The organism is Pseudomonas sp. Irchel 3A7 (genome assembly GCF_900187565.1).
Lineage (GTDB): Bacteria > Pseudomonadota > Gammaproteobacteria > Pseudomonadales > Pseudomonadaceae > Aquipseudomonas.
In genome coordinates this window covers 217,058-232,661 of record NZ_FYED01000013.1, presented here as the reverse complement: position 1 = coordinate 232,661, position 15,604 = coordinate 217,058, and the positions used below count along the sequence as shown (strand labels likewise).

The following is a 15,604-nucleotide window of genomic DNA, read 5'->3' as shown; positions in this document are numbered from 1 at the left end:
CTGGAGCACGATCTACATCACAGGCAAAAAGCCTAAGGAGCTGCACGGCTTCCAAGTCCCTCCCTCGATGATCAGTCGAGAACTATCGCTCCTGATGGAGCGATAGTCGAGATACAAGGAGCTGCCGAAGGCTGCGATCTTTTGATTTTAATCTTGATATTGATCGTTAAAGATCGCAGCCTCGTTGCACTCGACAGCTCCTACAGGCCTGAGCCTTGTGCGTTGCGGTAACGATTTTCGAGGGGTAGGCAAGCGATGTATCACGGAGAACGATTGAACGCCTGGACGCATTTGGTCGGGGCGGTGGCGGCGTTTGTCGGCGGGGTGTGGCTGATTGTTGTCGCCAGCCTCGATGGCAGTCCGTGGAAGATTGTCAGCATGGCGATCTACGCCTTTACCTTGCTGGTGTTGTACAGCGCATCGACCGTCTACCACAGCGTGCGCGGGCGCAAGAAAGCGATCATGCAGAAGGTCGATCACTTTTCCATCTATCTGCTGATCGCCGGCAGCTACACGCCGTTCTGCCTGGTGACCCTGCGCGGGCCTTGGGGCTGGACGCTGTTCGGGATCGTCTGGGGGCTGGCGCTGATCGGCATCCTGCAAGAGATCAAGCCGCGTTCGGAAGCGCGGATTCTGTCGATTGTGATTTACGCGGTGATGGGCTGGATCGTGCTGGTGGCGGTCAAGCCGTTGCTGGCGGCATTGGGTGGTGCCGGGTTTGCCTGGTTGGCGTTGGGTGGCGTGTTTTACACCGTGGGCATTATCTTTTTTGCTTTGGATCACCGCCTTCGGCATGCCCATGGGATCTGGCATTTGTTCGTGATTGCCGGCAGTTTGCTGCACTTTGTCGCGATTTTGTTTTATGTCCTTTAGAACACGCAGTGGCTTTACCTGTGGGAGCGAGCCTGCTCGCGAAGGCGTCAGTTCAGCCCACATCATCGTTGGCTGATCCACCGCCTTCGCGAGCAGGCTCGCTCCCACAGGGGGTATTTATTGGATTCAAGAGGGTGTCGGGATAAGGCGATCCAGTTGTGCCTGGGCCCGGCGACTGAAGATCTGCAACAAGTCGTTCAAGGTGTGAGGCGGAGGTTCGGCGGCGCGGGTCACTGCGTACAGGGTGATCGGCAGCGGCGGTGCCAAGGGGCGAATGGTCGTCGCGGCAGTTGACGCGCCGAGTGCCGTGAACGGATCGATCACCGCCAGCCCGGCACCGGATTCCACCATCGCCCGGGCCAGTGAATAGGTCTGCACGGCGATTCGCACCCGGGGCGGCGGTTCGACCGCTTCGAGGTAGCTGTCGAGCCGGGCGGCCAACGGGTCGGCGCTGGACAGGCCAATCAAGGGCGCACCGGCCAGGGCCATCAATGGCAGCGGTTGGCCGACGTTCTCGTCCGGCCAATAACCCTTCGGTGCCAACGCCACCAGCACCCCCGACGCCAGGGCCTGGGCCTTCAATCCAGGATGATCCGGGCGCTGCAAGGTCAGGGCGACATCCACTTCGCGCATCAGCAGGTTCTGCACCAGTTCGCGGCTATGGGCGCTGGACAGTTCGCAGGCGATGTCCGGGTAGCGCCCGGTCCATTCGTGAATGGCCGGCGGCAGCAATGACAGGGCCAGCGCCGGGGTAGCGCCGATGCGCAGGCTGTGGCCCGGCTGGCGGCGCAGGCTCTGGGCCAGACGTCGCACGCCTTGCAGGCTTTCGCTGACCTTGTCGACTTCGCGCTCCAGTTCCAATGCTTCCGGCGTCGCCTGCAGCTTGCCGCGTACCCGCAAGAACAACGGGAAACCCAACTGCTGCTCGGCATGCTGCAGCACCTTGGTCACCGCCGGTTGCGAGACGTGCAGCAATTGCGCGGCCGCGCTGATGGAACCGGTCTGGCGGATAGCCTGGAAAATCTCGATGTGGCGAAGACGCATGGCAAGTCCATAACCTTTGTTTATGGGTCAGGTATCTTTATTCATTGTCCGCCTCCTGTCATCCGGCTCTAACCTCGGCTTCGTCTTCACAACGGTTTTAAGGACGGACATGGCTCAGCGTGTGTGCATCATCGGCGGCGGCGTGATTGGTCTGGCAACGGCCTATGCGCTGGTGCGCGACGGCTTCGAGGTGACGGTGGTCGAGGCCCGGGACTCGCTGGGCAGCGAAACCAGTTTTGCCAATGGCGGCCAGCTCTCCTATCGCTATGTTGCGCCGCTGGCCGATGCCGGTGTGCCGCTGCAAGCCATTGGCTGGATGCTGCGCGGTGATTCGCCCTTGAAGCTGCGCCCGCGCCTGGACCCGGTGCAGTGGCGCTGGATGGCGTCATTCCTTGCTGCCTGCCGAAGCTCGGTCAACCGAGAAAACGCCGGGCACCTGTTGCGTCTGGCGCTGTTGAGCCAGAGCACATTGAAAAGCTGGCGCGAGGACGATGGGCTGGCCGGTTTCCAATGGCGGCGCAACGGCAAACTGGTGACCTTTCGTACCGCCGGCAGCTTCGAGCAGGCTCGCAAAAAACTGGCCGATCCGCAACAGCAGCAGGTGTTGTCGGCGATCGAGTGTGCAGCGCTTGAACCAGCGCTGGCCGATGCCCCCTTTGTCGGTGCGATTTACACCCCGGACGAAGAGGTTGGCGATTGCCATGGGTTCTGTCAGCAGTTGGCCGCACGGCTGAAGGCGTCGGGTCATTGCGAGTTTCGCCTGGGCCAGGCAGTGACCGGCATCCGCCACGACAATGGCACGGTCAGCGCCATCGAATTGGGTGACGATGTGCAACCGGTCGAACACCTGGTGATCGCCGCCGGCCACCGCAGTCCATTGCTGGCGCTGCCCGGCCTGCGCCTGCCGCTTTATCCGCTGAAGGGTTACAGCCTGACCGTGCCCATCGGCGCCGGCCACCGGGCGCCGGACGTAAGCATCACTGACTACGACCGCAAGATCGTCTATGCCCGCATCGGCGAGCAATGGCGGGTGGCGGCGATGGTCGATATCGTCGGTTTCGACCCCGCTGTCGATCCCGAACGCCTGGCCCTGATCAAGCGCCAGGCGCGCGACACCTTCCCCAATGCCGGCGACTACGAGTCGGCGGTGGAGTGGGCCGGCATGCGTCCGGCGACGCCCAGTGGTGTGCCGTTGCTCGGTGCCACGGCTTATCGCAACCTGTGGCTCAACCTCGGTCATGGCGCGCTCGGATTTACCCTTGCCTGTGGCAGCGGTCGGTTGCTCAGCGAGCTGATCGGCCAGCGTCAACCTTCCATCGACCTGCACGGCTTCAATCACCGGGCCGCTTGAATTCCATTTTGAAGAGGACACTGCAATGACCATTACCCGACTGCACAGCAACCCTCGCCTGTCTGGCGCCGTGACCTTTGGCGACCTGGTGTTTCTCTCCGGCCAGGTGCCGGGCGATGCCGTGGATGCCGGCGGCCAGACCCGCGAAGTGCTGGCGAAAATCGATGCCTTGCTGGCCGAAGCCGGCAGCGACAAGGATCACCTGCTCAGCGCGACCATTTACCTGAAAAACATCACCGAGGATTTTGCCGCGATGAACGAAGTCTGGTCGGCCTGGCTATCGCCGGGGCAGGCCCCGAGCCGCACTACGGTGCAAGCCGAACTGGCTCGTGCGCAGGTACTCGTGGAAATCACCGTCATCGCCGCACGCCTCTGAAATACCCAACACCCACAACGGAGAATAACAATGCAAAAAATCACGTTGCTCGGCTGCACCCTCGGGCTGTTGCTCGGTAGTCAGGTCCAGGCCAGTGAAGCGCCACTGACCGGCACATTGAGCAAGATCGCCAGCGCCAACAGCATCACCCTGGGCTATCGCGATGCATCAGTCCCGTTCTCTTATGTGGGCGATCACACCGGCAAGCCGATGGGCTACTCGGTGGATCTGGCGGGCAAGATTGTCGAGCGCATCCAGCAACAACTGGCACTGCCGGATCTCAAGGTGAAGTACAACCTGGTGACCTCGCAAACCCGCATTCCACTGGTGCAGAACGGTACCGTGGACCTGGAGTGCGGCTCCACCGGCGTGACCGCCGAGCGCCAGAAGCAAGTGGCGTTTTCCTATGGCTTCATCTACGTCAAAGGCCAGCTGCTGACGGCCAGGGATAGCGGCATCAAGCGCTTCGCCGACCTGCGCGGCAAGAACGTGGTCACCACCGCCGGCACCACCAACGAGCGTTTTCTGAAAAGCTACAACGTCGACAACAAGATCGATATGTTCGTGATCAGCGCCAAGGATCACGGCGAAGCGTTCCAGATGCTGCAGTCGGGCCGCGCGGCGGCGTTCTACATGGATGATGCACTGCTCTACGGCGAGCGCGCCAAGGCCCACGATCCGCATAAGTGGGTGGTGGTCGGGGAGGAGCAGTCGCGGGAAATCTACAGTTGCATGGTGCGCAAGGACGACCCGCAATTCCTGGCGCTGGTTAACGGGGTGTTGGGTGATCTGTATAGCTCGGGCGAGATCAACGGTATCTATCAGCGCTGGTTCGAACAGCCGATTCCACCGAAAGGCTTGAACCTGGAATTTCCGATGACCAGCGAACTCAAGGCGATCATCGCCAAGCCGGTGAGTGATCCGGTGCAGTAAGTCAGCCTTTAGACCGTGTCGCGGCCATTCGCGAGCAGGCTCGCTCCTACATTGGAATGCGTTTCACTGTGGGAGCGGGCTTGCTCGTGAAGAGGCCCTAGAAATCACCCCAAAGCTGCTGGGCCACAGATAACGCCACCACCGGCGCGGTCTCAGTCCGCAACACGCGCGGACCAAGGCGTGCAGCATGAAAACCAGCCCCCTTGGCCTGATCCACTTCCGTATCCGATAAACCACCTTCCGGACCAATCAGGAACGCCAGGGTCGAAGGCTTGGCATGACTGACCAATGGTTCGGCCACCGGGTGCAGCACCAGCTTCAGCTGCGCTTCGGTCTGTTTCAACCAGTCGGCCAATACCATCGGTGGATGAATCACCGGCACCCTGGAACGCCCGCACTGCTCGCACGCACTGATCGCCACCTGGCGCCAGTGCAGCAGGCGTTTATCGGCGCGTTCGTCCTTGAGCCGGACTTCGCAGCGCTCGCTGAAAATCGGGGTGATTTCGCTGACGCCCAATTCGGTGGCTTTCTGAATCGCCCAGTCCATGCGCTCGCCACGGGACAGGCCCTGGCCGAGATGAATCTGCAGCGGGGATTCCACCTGGCCAGTGAACTGCTCGTCGATCTGCACGACCACGCGTTTTTTGCCGACTTCCACCAGCGTGCCGCGAAATTCATGGCCGGAACCGTCGAACAGTTGCAACGCATCGCCCTCGGCCATGCGCAGTACGCGGCCGATGTAATGGGCCTGGGCTTCGGGCAGTTCGTGCTCGCCGGTGCTCAGGGGGGCGTCGATGAAGAAGCGGGACAATCTCATGTTGGGTCTCTGTAATTCATGTATAGGTCATGGCGACGCTTTCGCGAGCAGGCTCGCTCCCACAGTTGACCGAGTTCTCTGTGGGAGCGAGCCTGCTCGCGAAGAGGTCATTCCAGACGCTGCGAAAGCTTAGGTGAAATCAATCAGCCCGGATCACGGAAGCCGGGATGGAAATCCTTCGGCACCGCCACGCTTATGCCATCGCGGGTGGCGATGTCGATGCCTTCGCTGGCGACCTCGGCCAGAAAGTCGATCTGCTCCGGGGTGATAACGTACGGCGGCAGGAAATACACCACGCTACCCAGCGGTCGAAGCAAGGCGCCGCGCTCCAGGGCGTGCTGGAATACCCTCAGACCGCGACGTTCCTGCCATGGGTAAGCCTCTTTTGTGGTTTTGTCCTTGACCATCTCGATGGCCAGCACCATCCCGGTCTGGCGCACTTCGCTGACGTTCGGGTGATCCACCAGATGCGCGGTGGAGGAGGCCATGCGCTGCGCCAGGGCCTTGTTGTTCTCGATGACGTTGTCTTCTTCGAAGATGTCCAGCGTCGCCAGTGCCGCCGCACACGCCAGCGGGTTGCCGGTGTAGCTGTGAGAGTGCAGGAAGGCGCGCAGGGTCGGGTAGTCGTCGTAAAAGGCGCTGTAGACCTCGTCGGTGGTCAGGCACGCGGCCAGTGGCAGATAACCGCCAGTCAGAGCTTTGGACAGGCAGAGGAAGTCCGGACGGATGCCGGCCTGCTCGCAGGCGAACATCGTCCCGGTGCGGCCGAAGCCTACGGCGATTTCATCGTGGATCAGGTGCACGCCATAGCGGTCGCAGGCTTCGCGCAACAGCTTGAGGTACACCGGGTGGTACATGCGCATGCCGCCGGCCCCCTGGATCAGCGGCTCGACGATCACCGCAGCCACGCTGTCGTGATTCTCGGCCAAGGTCTGTTCCATCGCCGCGAACATGTTGCGCGAGTGCTCTTCCCAGCTCATGCCCTCAGGGCGCAGGTAGCAATCCGGGCTTGGCACCTTGATGGTGTCGAGCAGCAGGGCCTTGTAGGTTTCGGTGAACAGCGGCACGTCGCCCACCGACATCGCCGCCATGGTTTCGCCGTGGTAGCTGTTGGTCAGGGTGACGAAGCGTTTCTTGTTCGGCTGGCCGCGGTTGAGCCAATAGTGAAAGCTCATTTTCAGCGCGACTTCGATGCAGGACGAGCCGTTATCGGCGTAGAAGCACCGGGTCAGGCCTTCCGGCGTCATCTTCACCAGACGCTCGGACAACTCGATCACCGGTTGATGGCTGAAACCGGCGAGGATCACGTGCTCCAGCTGATCGACCTGATCCTTGATGCGCTGGTTGATCCGCGGGTTGGCGTGGCCGAACACGTTGACCCACCAGGAACTGACGGCATCGAGGTAGCGCTTGCCTTCGAAGTCTTCCAGCCAGACGCCTTCACCGCGCTTGATCGGGATCAGCGGCAGTTGCTCGTGGTCTTTCATCTGGGTGCAGGGATGCCACAACACCGCGAGATCGCGCTCCATCCACTGTTTATTCAAGCCCATTTTCATTCTCCTCGAGGCGGTCCGTGACAGGCGCGGACATGCAATCGCGCAAGCCTATGCAATGCATCGCACGGGGACAACCCATTGTGTCTAATGAGCTACTTTGTATAGGCAGATAGACGTTGCTGGCGGGCGTCTGAAGGCTGACGTATTCTTCGCGGTTCTTGAGCCGTCTGGCTCGAAAAACCGCTATTTTCATCTGTATTTCCGGAGTTCGCTGAATGTCTGTCGGTTGGCTGCGCGCCTGTGCGCTGGTGATGTTGGGGCTGTTCAGCGTGTCTGCGCTGGCCAAGGATAAAACCGCGATCGTGATCGGCGGCGGAGTCGCAGGCCTCACGGCTGCTTATGAACTGCAAAACAAGGGCTGGCAGGTCACGCTGCTGGAAGCCAAGCCGAGCCTGGGCGGCCGTTCCGGCATGGCCACCAGCGAGTGGATCGGCAACGACAAGACCCAACCGGTCCTGAACAAATACGTCTCGACCTTCAAGCTGAGCACCACGCCGGCACCTGAATTCGTGCGGACCCCGGGTTATCTGATCGACGGCGTGTATTACACCGCTGCCGATCTGACCACCAAGGAGCCGGCGACCGCCGAAGCGCTCAAGCGCTACGAAAAGACCCTGGACGACCTGGCGCGCTCGATCGAAGACCCGCAGAACCCGTCCGCCAACAGCACGCTGCATGCTCTGGACCAGATCAACGTGTCCAACTGGCTTGATCGCCTGAGCCTGCCGCCCACTGCCCGACAGCTGGTGAATCAGCAGATCCGTACCCGTTATGACGAACCGTCGCGCCTGTCGCTGCTGTACTTCGCGCAACAGAGCCGCGTTTACCGTGGTGTGGCCGACCGTGACCTGCGTGCTTCGCGTCTGGTCGGTGGCAGCCCGGTACTGGCCCAAGCCTTCGTCAAACAACTGAAAACCATCAAGACCAGCTCCCCGGTCTCTTCCATCACTCAGGACAAGGACGGCGTCACCGTCAAGGTCGGTAGCGTCGGCTATCAGGCGGACTACGTGGTACTGGCCGTGCCGTTGCGCGCCTTGAACAAGATCCAGATGACGCCGGCGCTCGACGCCCAGCACCTGGCCGCGATCAAGGGCACCAACTACGGTTGGCGCGACCAGATCATGCTGAAGTTCAAGACGCCGGTGTGGGAAAGCAAGGCGCGGATGTCTGGCGAGATCTACAGCAACACCGGGCTGGGCATGTTGTGGGTCGAGCCGGCTCTCAAGGGCGGCGCCAACGTGGTGATCAACCTGTCCGGCGACAACGCCCGGGTCATGCAGGCCTTTGGTGACAAGCAGATTGCCGACCAGGTGCTGATTCGCCTGCACGCGTTTTATCCGCAGGCACGCGGTTCGTTCACCGGTTATGAAATCCGTCGCTACAGCAACGACCCCTCGATGGGCGGCGCCTACCTGGCCTTCGGCCCGGGCCAGATCAGCAAGTACTGGCGCCTGTGGGAACGTCCGATCCAGCGTGTAGCCTTTGCCGGCGAACACACCGACACCTTGTACCCGGGCACCCTGGAAGGTGCGTTACGCACCGGTCAGCGCGCGGCCAGTCAGGTCGAAGACCTGGCAGCCGGCAAGTCGTTCGAACCGGCGAAGGCCGTTCCAGTGGCAGCCGCCGCTGCAGCCGGCGCCGTGGCGGCGAAGAAGGGCAACTTCTTCAGCAACCTGTTCGGTGGTTCGGATGACGACAAGAAACCGGAGCCGGTCAAGGCGCCTGAGCCTGTTGCTCCGCCAACTCCGGCACCTGCTCCGGCGCCAGTCGCCGCGCCGGCACCGGTCGAAGCACCGAAGCCAGCGGCACCGGTGAAGGCCGAGCCAGCCAAGAAGGCGCCGGCTAAAACCCCGGTGAAGAAGCCGGTGGCCAAGGCTGAAGTCAAAAAAGCCCCGGCCAAGGCGCCGGCGAAAAAGACTGAAGTGGCGAAGAAGCCAGCAGCGGCGACTGAGACCAAGGCTCAGTAGCGTTCAGGCGTAAAAAAGCGCGGCCCGAGGGTCGCGCTTTTTTTTGCTCATCAAACGTGAGACATCCCGGTTTTTCCTGTGCTGTGCCCGGGAGTTGCACAATCCACGATCCCGGTCCTACACGTTTCAGTGGTTTATCAGATACTTCCCACAAAATAACCAGAACCAAATGATAGGTGGGGCCTGAACTTAAAGTCTATGCTCTGGAAAACCGGAGGGGATATGAAAACACTTTTAGCAGTAATTGTTTTGATAATGATCTCGGGATGTGTAAACGGCGCATTCGTTCTTAAAAGACACGCTCCGGAGCTGGCCCATAAATGCCATATTAATCCTTACGATCCTGATTGTTTAGACCCGCCTCCAATCTTCAAAAGCTCTTAAGTCGGCCTACGGAAATTTCCATAAAGTAATCTCCGTACCATCCGGTAGTACTCTGACCTGCCTTTCCTTTGGCTTTGGGATACGACCAGGGACGAATCCAGAGCGTGCCCAGCACAAATTTCCGTTACGCTGATCGTAAATGACCAGATTCCCGTCATCTTGAATAACCATACAGGTGTTGTACCAGAGCGATTTATCAATGCTATGAGTGCTTTCAGCAATCCACAATCGCCTTCTGGATGGATCGTAAAGAAAGCCATTGTTACTGATTACAAACATAAGTGGCTCACCCATTCTTTTCGGGTACAAAGTTTTACTATAAGGCTGATTGCCATCAGCAACCCAGACTACAGAGCCTCCATCAGTAATGACCAAATTTCCATCAGCCTGTAATACCAATTGAAATCGTCCATTCTCGGACGTGAGGTATTGTCCTGACGACATCTTTTGATTGGGAGGTAGCACCGGGCTGCCACTTGCTTGAAACGGGGTATAAGTAATAGCCATGTTCTTCACCTTGATCAGTGAGTGTTATTGAGTACTCATTCAATCAAGTTAAAAAATGGAAGTGGCTATACATATTTATCGTTTGTCAAAAAATATCTGCTGCTGATCTATCGCTTTCGCGAGCAGGCTCGCTCCCACAAGGGAGCTGATGCGAATAGGAAAACCGTGTTCCCCACAGATCCACTGTGGGAGCGAGCCTGCTCGCGAAGAGGCCTCGGCAGGCGGAAAAAATTTCCAGCCTTGCACTCACTCCCTGCCAGACTTTGGCCTTTAATCTTTCCTTAACTCAGCCATTTCAGACTCTTGATCGCATTTCTCGATATTTCAAAGCAAAATTTTCCGCTTTAATTCGATAGATAACTCGATAGTCTTTGGGCCAGCACTCACAGGATCCAGGCAATGCAGCTACGTAACTCTACTTCCCGTTATGGTTTGGTCAGCATAGTCATGCACTGGGGCGTGGCATTGGCAGTGTTCGGTCTGTTCGCGCTGGGGTTGTGGATGGTCGGTCTCGACTACTACAGCGTCTGGCGCAAAGACGCGCCGGATCTGCACAAGAGCATTGGCCTGGTACTGCTGGGTGTGATGCTGCTGCGGGTACTGTGGCGCTTCGTCAGTCCGCCGCCGCCCACCTTGACCAGCTACAGCCGTATGACGCGCCTCGGCGCCCATTTCGGCCATGGCTTCCTGTATCTCAGTCTGTTCGCTGTGATGATTGCCGGTTACCTGATTTCCACCGCCGAAGGTGTCGGGATTCCGGTGTTTGGCCTGTTTGAAGTCCCTGCACTGGTATCCGGACTACCGGACCAGGCAGATACCGCTGGCGTGATTCACCTCTACCTGGCGTGGGTGCTGGTAATTTTTTCCGGCCTCCATGCGTTGGCAGCATTGAAGCACCACTTTATCGATCGCGATGTGACCCTCAAGCGAATGCTGGGTCGCAAAGCCTGAAGCTCAACCTCGACTCCAAAGGAAAACAAAGTATGTTGAAAAAGACTCTGGCCGCTCTGGCAATCGGTTCCGCCCTGTTGTCCGCCGGTAACGCTATGGCCGCTGACTACGTGGTCGACAAGGAAGGACAGCACGCCTTCGTTGACTTCAAGATCAGCCACCTGGGCTACAGCTACATCACCGGTACTTTCAAGGACATTGACGGCAAGTTCAGCTTCGACGCTGCCAAGCCTGAAGCCAGCAAGATCGAGTTCAACGTGAACACCGCCAGCGTGTTCACCAACAACGCCGAGCGCGACAAGCACATCGCCAGCGGTGATTTCCTGAACGCAGGCAAGTTTGGCAAAGCCACCTTCGTGTCCACCAGCGTCAAACCCACCGGTAAAAACGCCGCCGGCAAAGACACTGCCGACGTGGCCGGTGACCTGACCATCGCCGGCGTGACCAAGCCGATCGTGGTCAAGGCCACTTTCCTGGGTGAAGGCAAGGATCCATGGGGCGGCTACCGTGCCGGTTTCGAAGGCACCACCAACCTCAAGCGTTCCGATTTCGGCAAGCAGAAAGACCTGGGTCCAGCGTCTGACGCGGTTGAACTGTACGTAACGTTTGAAGGTGTCAAAGCGAAGTAATTTTCGCGCCTGACACATAAACGCCCGCTGCTCTCACGAGCGCGGGCGTTTTTTATTGCCGTACAACAAACTCTGCCGGTATCAACAATCCCTGTGGGAGCGAGCCTGCTCGCGAAGACGGCGGTATGATCAACATGGAAATGACGGATAGACCGCTTTCGCGAGCAGGCTCGCTCCCACAGGGTTTCTCATTTGCCATAAAAAATGCCCCGGGTCTTTCGAGCCCGGGGCATTTTTCATTTCAGCGACAAATCAGCGATTGCGGGTCAGCAACGCCGGTTTTTCGCCGCGAGGGCGGCTTGGCAGTTGATCCAGCTGCTCAGGTGTCGGGAAGCGGTCGGCCTTGGACTCCTTGTGCATGATCTTCGGCGCGTTGCCCCGCGGGTTCTGCACGGCCGGTTCCGAACGGGCCTGGTCGTCACGGGCCGGACGACGATTGCGCGAGTCTTCGCGACGGGCCTGACCGTCACGTGGCGCACCGTTGCGTGGGCCGCTGCGTTTGGCTGGCGGCGTACCGGTGCTGGCGCCATCACTGTTGCGCGGACCGTTCTGACGACCCTGTGGCTTGCCGCCACGTGGAGCGCCCGAACCGGTAGCTGTACCTTGTGCCGGAGCACCCGGACGGCGGCCGCGGCCATGGGCTGGCTTCTGTTGTGGCACGTAGTCGACGCGGTTACCGAAGTTATCGATATCGTCGTCCAGGAACTCATCCGGCGCACGGTCGGCAGCGGCGCGAGGCGGCTGGCTCGGTTGACGCTGTTCACGGGCCGGGGTGCCTTCGCGCGGCTTCTGTTCACGGGCCGGGCGTTCGCCGCGACCGGAGGCGGCAGGTTTTTCCTTGCCCTTGTCCTTGCCCTTGTCTTTACGGCCGCCACCGCTGCCGTTCGGACCATCACCGCGCGGGCCACGTGGATTGCGCGGGTTGCGCATGTCCGGGCGTTCGCGGGCTTCCGGTTTTTCAGCTTCCACGGCGCTGGCATCGAAGCCCATCAGGTCGCCATCGGCGATTTTCTGCTTGGTCATGCGCTCGATGCTTTTCAGCAGTTTTTCTTCGTCCGGGGCCACCAGCGAGATCGCCTCGCCCGAACGACCGGCACGGCCGGTACGGCCGATGCGGTGCACATAATCTTCATCGACGTTCGGCAGTTCGAAGTTGACCACGTGTGGCAACTGGTCGATGTCCAGGCCGCGGGCGGCGATGTCGGTGGCGACCAGGATGCGCACACTGCCTGCCTTGAAATCGGCCAGGGCTTTGGTACGGGCGTTCTGGCTCTTGTTGCCGTGGATCGCAACAGCGCTCAGGCTATGCTTGTCCAGGTACTCGGCCAGGCGGTTGGCGCCGTGCTTGGTGCGGGTGAACACCAGCACCTGTTCCCAGGCGCCAGCGGTGATCAGATGCGCCAGCAGCGCACGCTTGTGGCTGGCGGGCAGGCGGAACACGCGCTGTTCGATGCGCTCGACCGTGGTGTTCGGCGGCGTGACTTCGATGCGTTCCGGGTTGTGCAGCAGCTTGCCGGCGAGGTCGGTGATGTCTTTGGAGAACGTCGCCGAGAACAGCAGGTTCTGCCGTTTGGCCGGTAGGCGCGCCAGGACTTTCTTCACGTCATGGACAAAGCCCATGTCGAGCATGCGGTCGGCTTCGTCCAGCACGAGGATTTCAACGTGGGACAGGTCGACGCTGCCTTGGCCGGCGAGATCGAGCAGACGGCCAGGGCAGGCCACCAGCACGTCGACACCGCGGGACATGGCCTGAACCTGCGGGTTCATGCCGACGCCGCCGAAGATGCAGGCGCTGACGAATTTCAGGTCACGGGCATAGACCTTGAAGCTTTCGTGCACTTGTGCGGCGAGTTCGCGAGTGGGGGTCAGGACCAATACACGCGGTTGGCGCGGGCCGTGACGCTGGGATTTGTCCGGGTGACCGTTGGGGAACAACCGCTCCAGGATCGGAAGGGCGAAACCGCCGGTTTTACCAGTACCTGTCTGCGCCGCGACCATCAGGTCGCGACCTTGCAACACGGCGGGAATGGCCCGCTGTTGCACCGGAGTAGGCTCGGTATAGCCCGCATCTTCGATAGCGCGGACTAAAGCCTCGGAGAGACCGAGGGAAGCAAAGGACATGAGTAATCCTGTTTTAGTTAGGGCTTGGCCCAATGGGAGTCTTGCCTGGCGCGAATGGCGTTTAAGAGGACGCTATCCCGTCCGGTCCTGCCGGGTCTCGAAGGCTCGTCTGGAGCGCTCGCGCGGGCTGAAAAGCTGCGCTGTAGCGGGGTCGAGATGCCTTGAACGATTCCGGGCGTCCGGGCGTGAGCCTGGCGGGAAGGCCGGAGTATAACAGAGCAATCACTGCGCGCCGCTTTCCTGCTGCTCAACGGTTTTTGTACGGGCGGCGCTGACACTGGCGGCGCTCGCTGCATTTGTCGGGGCAGCACCGTAGCGGGCGCTTAGCTCGGCATAGGCCGGTTCGCGCTTGAAGCGCTTGAGCTCGGCACCGAAGCGCTGCACCAGCAAATCCATACCGGCATTGCGCCGCACCGCCAGAAACTGGCTCTGCTGGCTGATGATCGTGGGGTTTTCGGTAATCCTGTCGCGGATGTTCAGCTCGTCGAGCAGATGCTGGCCGACACGGCGGTCGGTGATCAGCAGGTCGATCCGTCCGCGCACCAGTTTGCCGAAGTTGGCTTCATGGCTGGGTGCCGGCTCGCGGGTGAACAACGTCGACTCCCTGAAATCCTTGCTGTAGAGGTAACCCGGCGAGGTGCCGATAGTCAGGCCGCGAAGTTCGTCGAGGGTGCGGAACGGGTGTGGTCGATCATTGGCATAGAACATCACGAACTGGACTTCCGAGAGCGGTTCGCTGGGGTAGAGCAGGGTCGCGTCGCGCTCATCGCTGTGAAAAATGTCCAGCGCGCCATCGGCCTGACCCGTTTCAAGCATCGACAGACAACGTTTCCACGGCAGGAACTGCCACTCCACTTCGATGCCCAGGCGCTTGAAGACAATCGCCGTGGTTTCGTAGTCCAGGCCCAGGGATTTGCCGTTTTCCTCATACACGTAAGGAGCCCAGGGTTCCGTGACAATGCGCAATTTCTCGCCCCGAGCGGCAAAGCTCAGGCAAGTGAAGACAAACACGGCGATTAACTGCGTGATCAAAGGCATGGGCTTGAGATTACGACGAGAAACGGGAAAGAGCCAGAAACTGGCTGCAGATGCTCTATCTCCGTGTCTTTGCGCACAATAAAAGTGCATGTGAAAACAAAAGATCGCAGTCTGCGACAGCTCCTACAGAAATTTCACATTCCAATGTAAGAGCTGCCGCAGAGTGCGATCTTTTGATCTTTCTTTGACGATTTTTAACGCGGCAACTTCAGGTTGTTCCACACCGCCAGGCTCGCTTCGGCCTGATTCAGTGTGTAGAAGTGCAATCCTGGCGCGCCACCTTGCAGCAAGCGATCGCACATCTCGGTGATGACTTGCTCGCCGAAACGCTGAATGCTTTGGGTATCGTCACCGTACGCTTCCAGTTGCTTGCGGATCCAGCGCGGGATTTCCGCACCGCAGGCGTCGGAGAAGCGTGCCAGTTTGCTGTAGTTGGTGATCGGCATGATGCCCGGCACGATCGGGAGGTTCACGCCCAGCGCCCGCACGCGGTCGACAAAGTAGAAATAACTGTCGGCGTTGAAGAAGTACTGGGTGATCGCGCTGTCGGCGCCGGCGTTGGCCTTGCGCACGAAGTTGGCGATATCGTCTTCGAAGTTACGCGCCTGCGGATGCATTTCCGGGTAGGCGGCGACTTCGATGTGAAAATGATTGCCGGTCTCTTCACGAATGAATTCGACGAGGTCATTGGCGTGGCGCAACTCACCACTGGCCATGCCCATGCCCGACGGCAAGTCGCCGCGCAGGGCAACAATGCGCTTGATGCCGGCCGCTTTGTACTCGGCCAGCAGGCCGCGCAAGTCGTCCTTGCTATCGCCCACGCAAGACAAGTGCGGTGCGGCAGGGATTTTCACTTCGCTTTCGAGCTGCAGCACGGTATTGAGGGTGCGATCACGGGTCGAACCGCCAGCGCCATAGGTGCAGGAGAAGAAGTCGGGGTTGTATGTGGCCAGCTGACGAGCAGTGGCGAGCAGCTTTTCATGCCCAGCATCGGTCTTCGTAGGGAAGAACTCGAAGCTGTAGCGACGATCTTGGGACATGGTCATATCCTTGGAAA

At 59.9% G+C, this 15,604-nt stretch carries 14 protein-coding genes; 7 read left to right on the top strand and 7 right to left on the bottom strand.

Annotated features, from left to right (window positions below):
- Window positions 1-255 precede the first annotated feature (255 nt).
- Window positions 256-873, top strand: a complete 618-nt coding sequence (locus CKW21_RS21950; RefSeq protein ID WP_095196004.1) for a hemolysin III family protein — start codon at window positions 256-258, stop codon at window positions 871-873.
- A gap of 126 nt (window positions 874-999) precedes the next feature.
- Here the strand turns inward: CKW21_RS21950 and CKW21_RS21945 are convergent, their stop codons facing one another.
- Window positions 1,000-1,917 (bottom strand): LysR family transcriptional regulator, encoded by a 918-nt coding sequence (locus tag CKW21_RS21945; RefSeq protein ID WP_095196003.1) that lies wholly within the window; start codon window positions 1,915-1,917, stop codon window positions 1,000-1,002.
- A 109-nt stretch (window positions 1,918-2,026) separates the two neighbouring features.
- On the opposite strand from CKW21_RS21945, the gene CKW21_RS21940 reads away from it, so the two are divergent.
- The 3 genes from CKW21_RS21940 to CKW21_RS21930 are packed head-to-tail and all read left to right on the top strand — an operon-like array spanning window position 2,027 to window position 4,577.
- A complete protein-coding gene (locus tag CKW21_RS21940; protein WP_095196002.1) occupies window positions 2,027-3,268 on the top strand; it encodes a D-amino acid dehydrogenase in 1,242 nt (413 codons plus the stop codon).
- 25 nt (window positions 3,269-3,293) lie between these two features.
- Window positions 3,294-3,644: a RidA family protein gene (locus CKW21_RS21935; protein WP_095196001.1), complete on the top strand. Its 351-nt coding sequence runs from the start codon at window positions 3,294-3,296 to the stop codon at window positions 3,642-3,644.
- Window positions 3,645-3,674: 30 nt separating this feature from the next.
- Entirely contained in the window at window positions 3,675-4,577 is a 903-nt protein-coding gene (locus tag CKW21_RS21930) for a transporter substrate-binding domain-containing protein (protein WP_095196000.1), read from the top strand.
- A 97-nt stretch (window positions 4,578-4,674) separates the two neighbouring features.
- Here CKW21_RS21930 and CKW21_RS21925 read toward each other — a convergent pair whose 3' ends face one another.
- On the bottom strand, window positions 4,675-5,394 hold the full coding sequence (locus tag CKW21_RS21925; RefSeq protein ID WP_095195999.1) for a 16S rRNA (uracil(1498)-N(3))-methyltransferase: 720 nt from the start codon (window positions 5,392-5,394) through the stop codon (window positions 4,675-4,677).
- 143 nt (window positions 5,395-5,537) lie between these two features.
- Window positions 5,538-6,944, bottom strand: coding sequence for an adenosylmethionine--8-amino-7-oxononanoate transaminase (locus CKW21_RS21920; RefSeq protein WP_095195998.1), 1,407 nt, complete (start codon window positions 6,942-6,944; stop codon window positions 5,538-5,540).
- Between the two features lie 221 nt (window positions 6,945-7,165).
- Here CKW21_RS21920 and CKW21_RS21915 point away from each other — a divergent pair, with 221 nt between their 5' ends.
- Complete coding sequence (locus CKW21_RS21915) at window positions 7,166-8,917, top strand: flavin monoamine oxidase family protein (RefSeq protein ID WP_095195997.1); 1,752 nt, start codon at window positions 7,166-7,168, stop codon at window positions 8,915-8,917.
- Between the two features lie 390 nt (window positions 8,918-9,307).
- Here the strand turns inward: CKW21_RS21915 and CKW21_RS21910 are convergent, their stop codons facing one another.
- Complete coding sequence (locus CKW21_RS21910) at window positions 9,308-9,808, bottom strand: hypothetical protein (RefSeq protein WP_095195996.1); 501 nt, start codon at window positions 9,806-9,808, stop codon at window positions 9,308-9,310.
- Between the two features lie 399 nt (window positions 9,809-10,207).
- On the opposite strand from CKW21_RS21910, the gene CKW21_RS21905 reads away from it, so the two are divergent.
- Together CKW21_RS21905 and CKW21_RS21900 are read left to right on the top strand one after the other, a co-directional pair.
- Window positions 10,208-10,759: a cytochrome b gene (locus tag CKW21_RS21905; protein WP_095195995.1), complete on the top strand. Its 552-nt coding sequence runs from the start codon at window positions 10,208-10,210 to the stop codon at window positions 10,757-10,759.
- A 32-nt stretch (window positions 10,760-10,791) separates the two neighbouring features.
- A complete protein-coding gene (locus CKW21_RS21900) occupies window positions 10,792-11,388 on the top strand; it encodes a YceI family protein (RefSeq protein WP_095195994.1) in 597 nt (198 codons plus the stop codon).
- Between the two features lie 252 nt (window positions 11,389-11,640).
- Here the strand turns inward: CKW21_RS21900 and CKW21_RS21895 are convergent, their stop codons facing one another.
- From CKW21_RS21895 to metF, 3 genes are all read right to left on the bottom strand, one after another.
- Window positions 11,641-13,509 carry a DEAD/DEAH box helicase gene (locus tag CKW21_RS21895; RefSeq protein ID WP_095195993.1) on the bottom strand — a complete coding sequence of 623 codons (1,869 nt, stop codon included), beginning with the start codon at window positions 13,507-13,509 and terminating at the stop codon, window positions 11,641-11,643.
- A 222-nt stretch (window positions 13,510-13,731) separates the two neighbouring features.
- Complete coding sequence (locus CKW21_RS21890; RefSeq protein ID WP_095195992.1) at window positions 13,732-14,547, bottom strand: ABC transporter substrate-binding protein; 816 nt, start codon at window positions 14,545-14,547, stop codon at window positions 13,732-13,734.
- Between the two features lie 194 nt (window positions 14,548-14,741).
- Window positions 14,742-15,587: a methylenetetrahydrofolate reductase [NAD(P)H] gene (metF, locus tag CKW21_RS21885; RefSeq protein WP_095195991.1), complete on the bottom strand. Its 846-nt coding sequence runs from the start codon at window positions 15,585-15,587 to the stop codon at window positions 14,742-14,744.
- Window positions 15,588-15,604: the final 17 nt, after the last annotated feature.

Excerpts from the sequence above, each read along its gene's own strand:
- CKW21_RS21950 (WP_095196004.1), top strand. The coding sequence starts at position 256 with ATGTATCACGGAGAACGATTGAACGCCTGGACGCATTTGGTCGGGGCG.
- CKW21_RS21945 (WP_095196003.1), bottom strand. The coding sequence starts at position 1,917 with ATGCGTCTTCGCCACATCGAGATTTTCCAGGCTATCCGCCAGACCGGT.
- CKW21_RS21940 (WP_095196002.1), top strand. The coding sequence starts at position 2,027 with ATGGCTCAGCGTGTGTGCATCATCGGCGGCGGCGTGATTGGTCTGGCA.
- CKW21_RS21935 (WP_095196001.1), top strand. The coding sequence starts at position 3,294 with ATGACCATTACCCGACTGCACAGCAACCCTCGCCTGTCTGGCGCCGTG.
- CKW21_RS21930 (WP_095196000.1), top strand. The coding sequence starts at position 3,675 with ATGCAAAAAATCACGTTGCTCGGCTGCACCCTCGGGCTGTTGCTCGGT.
- CKW21_RS21925 (WP_095195999.1), bottom strand. The coding sequence starts at position 5,394 with ATGAGATTGTCCCGCTTCTTCATCGACGCCCCCCTGAGCACCGGCGAG.
- CKW21_RS21920 (WP_095195998.1), bottom strand. The coding sequence starts at position 6,944 with ATGGGCTTGAATAAACAGTGGATGGAGCGCGATCTCGCGGTGTTGTGG.
- CKW21_RS21915 (WP_095195997.1), top strand. The coding sequence starts at position 7,166 with ATGTCTGTCGGTTGGCTGCGCGCCTGTGCGCTGGTGATGTTGGGGCTG.
- CKW21_RS21910 (WP_095195996.1), bottom strand. The coding sequence starts at position 9,808 with ATGGCTATTACTTATACCCCGTTTCAAGCAAGTGGCAGCCCGGTGCTA.
- CKW21_RS21905 (WP_095195995.1), top strand. The coding sequence starts at position 10,208 with ATGCAGCTACGTAACTCTACTTCCCGTTATGGTTTGGTCAGCATAGTC.
- CKW21_RS21900 (WP_095195994.1), top strand. The coding sequence starts at position 10,792 with ATGTTGAAAAAGACTCTGGCCGCTCTGGCAATCGGTTCCGCCCTGTTG.
- CKW21_RS21895 (WP_095195993.1), bottom strand. The coding sequence starts at position 13,509 with ATGTCCTTTGCTTCCCTCGGTCTCTCCGAGGCTTTAGTCCGCGCTATC.
- CKW21_RS21890 (WP_095195992.1), bottom strand. The coding sequence starts at position 14,547 with ATGCCTTTGATCACGCAGTTAATCGCCGTGTTTGTCTTCACTTGCCTG.
- metF (WP_095195991.1), bottom strand. The coding sequence starts at position 15,587 with ATGTCCCAAGATCGTCGCTACAGCTTCGAGTTCTTCCCTACGAAGACC.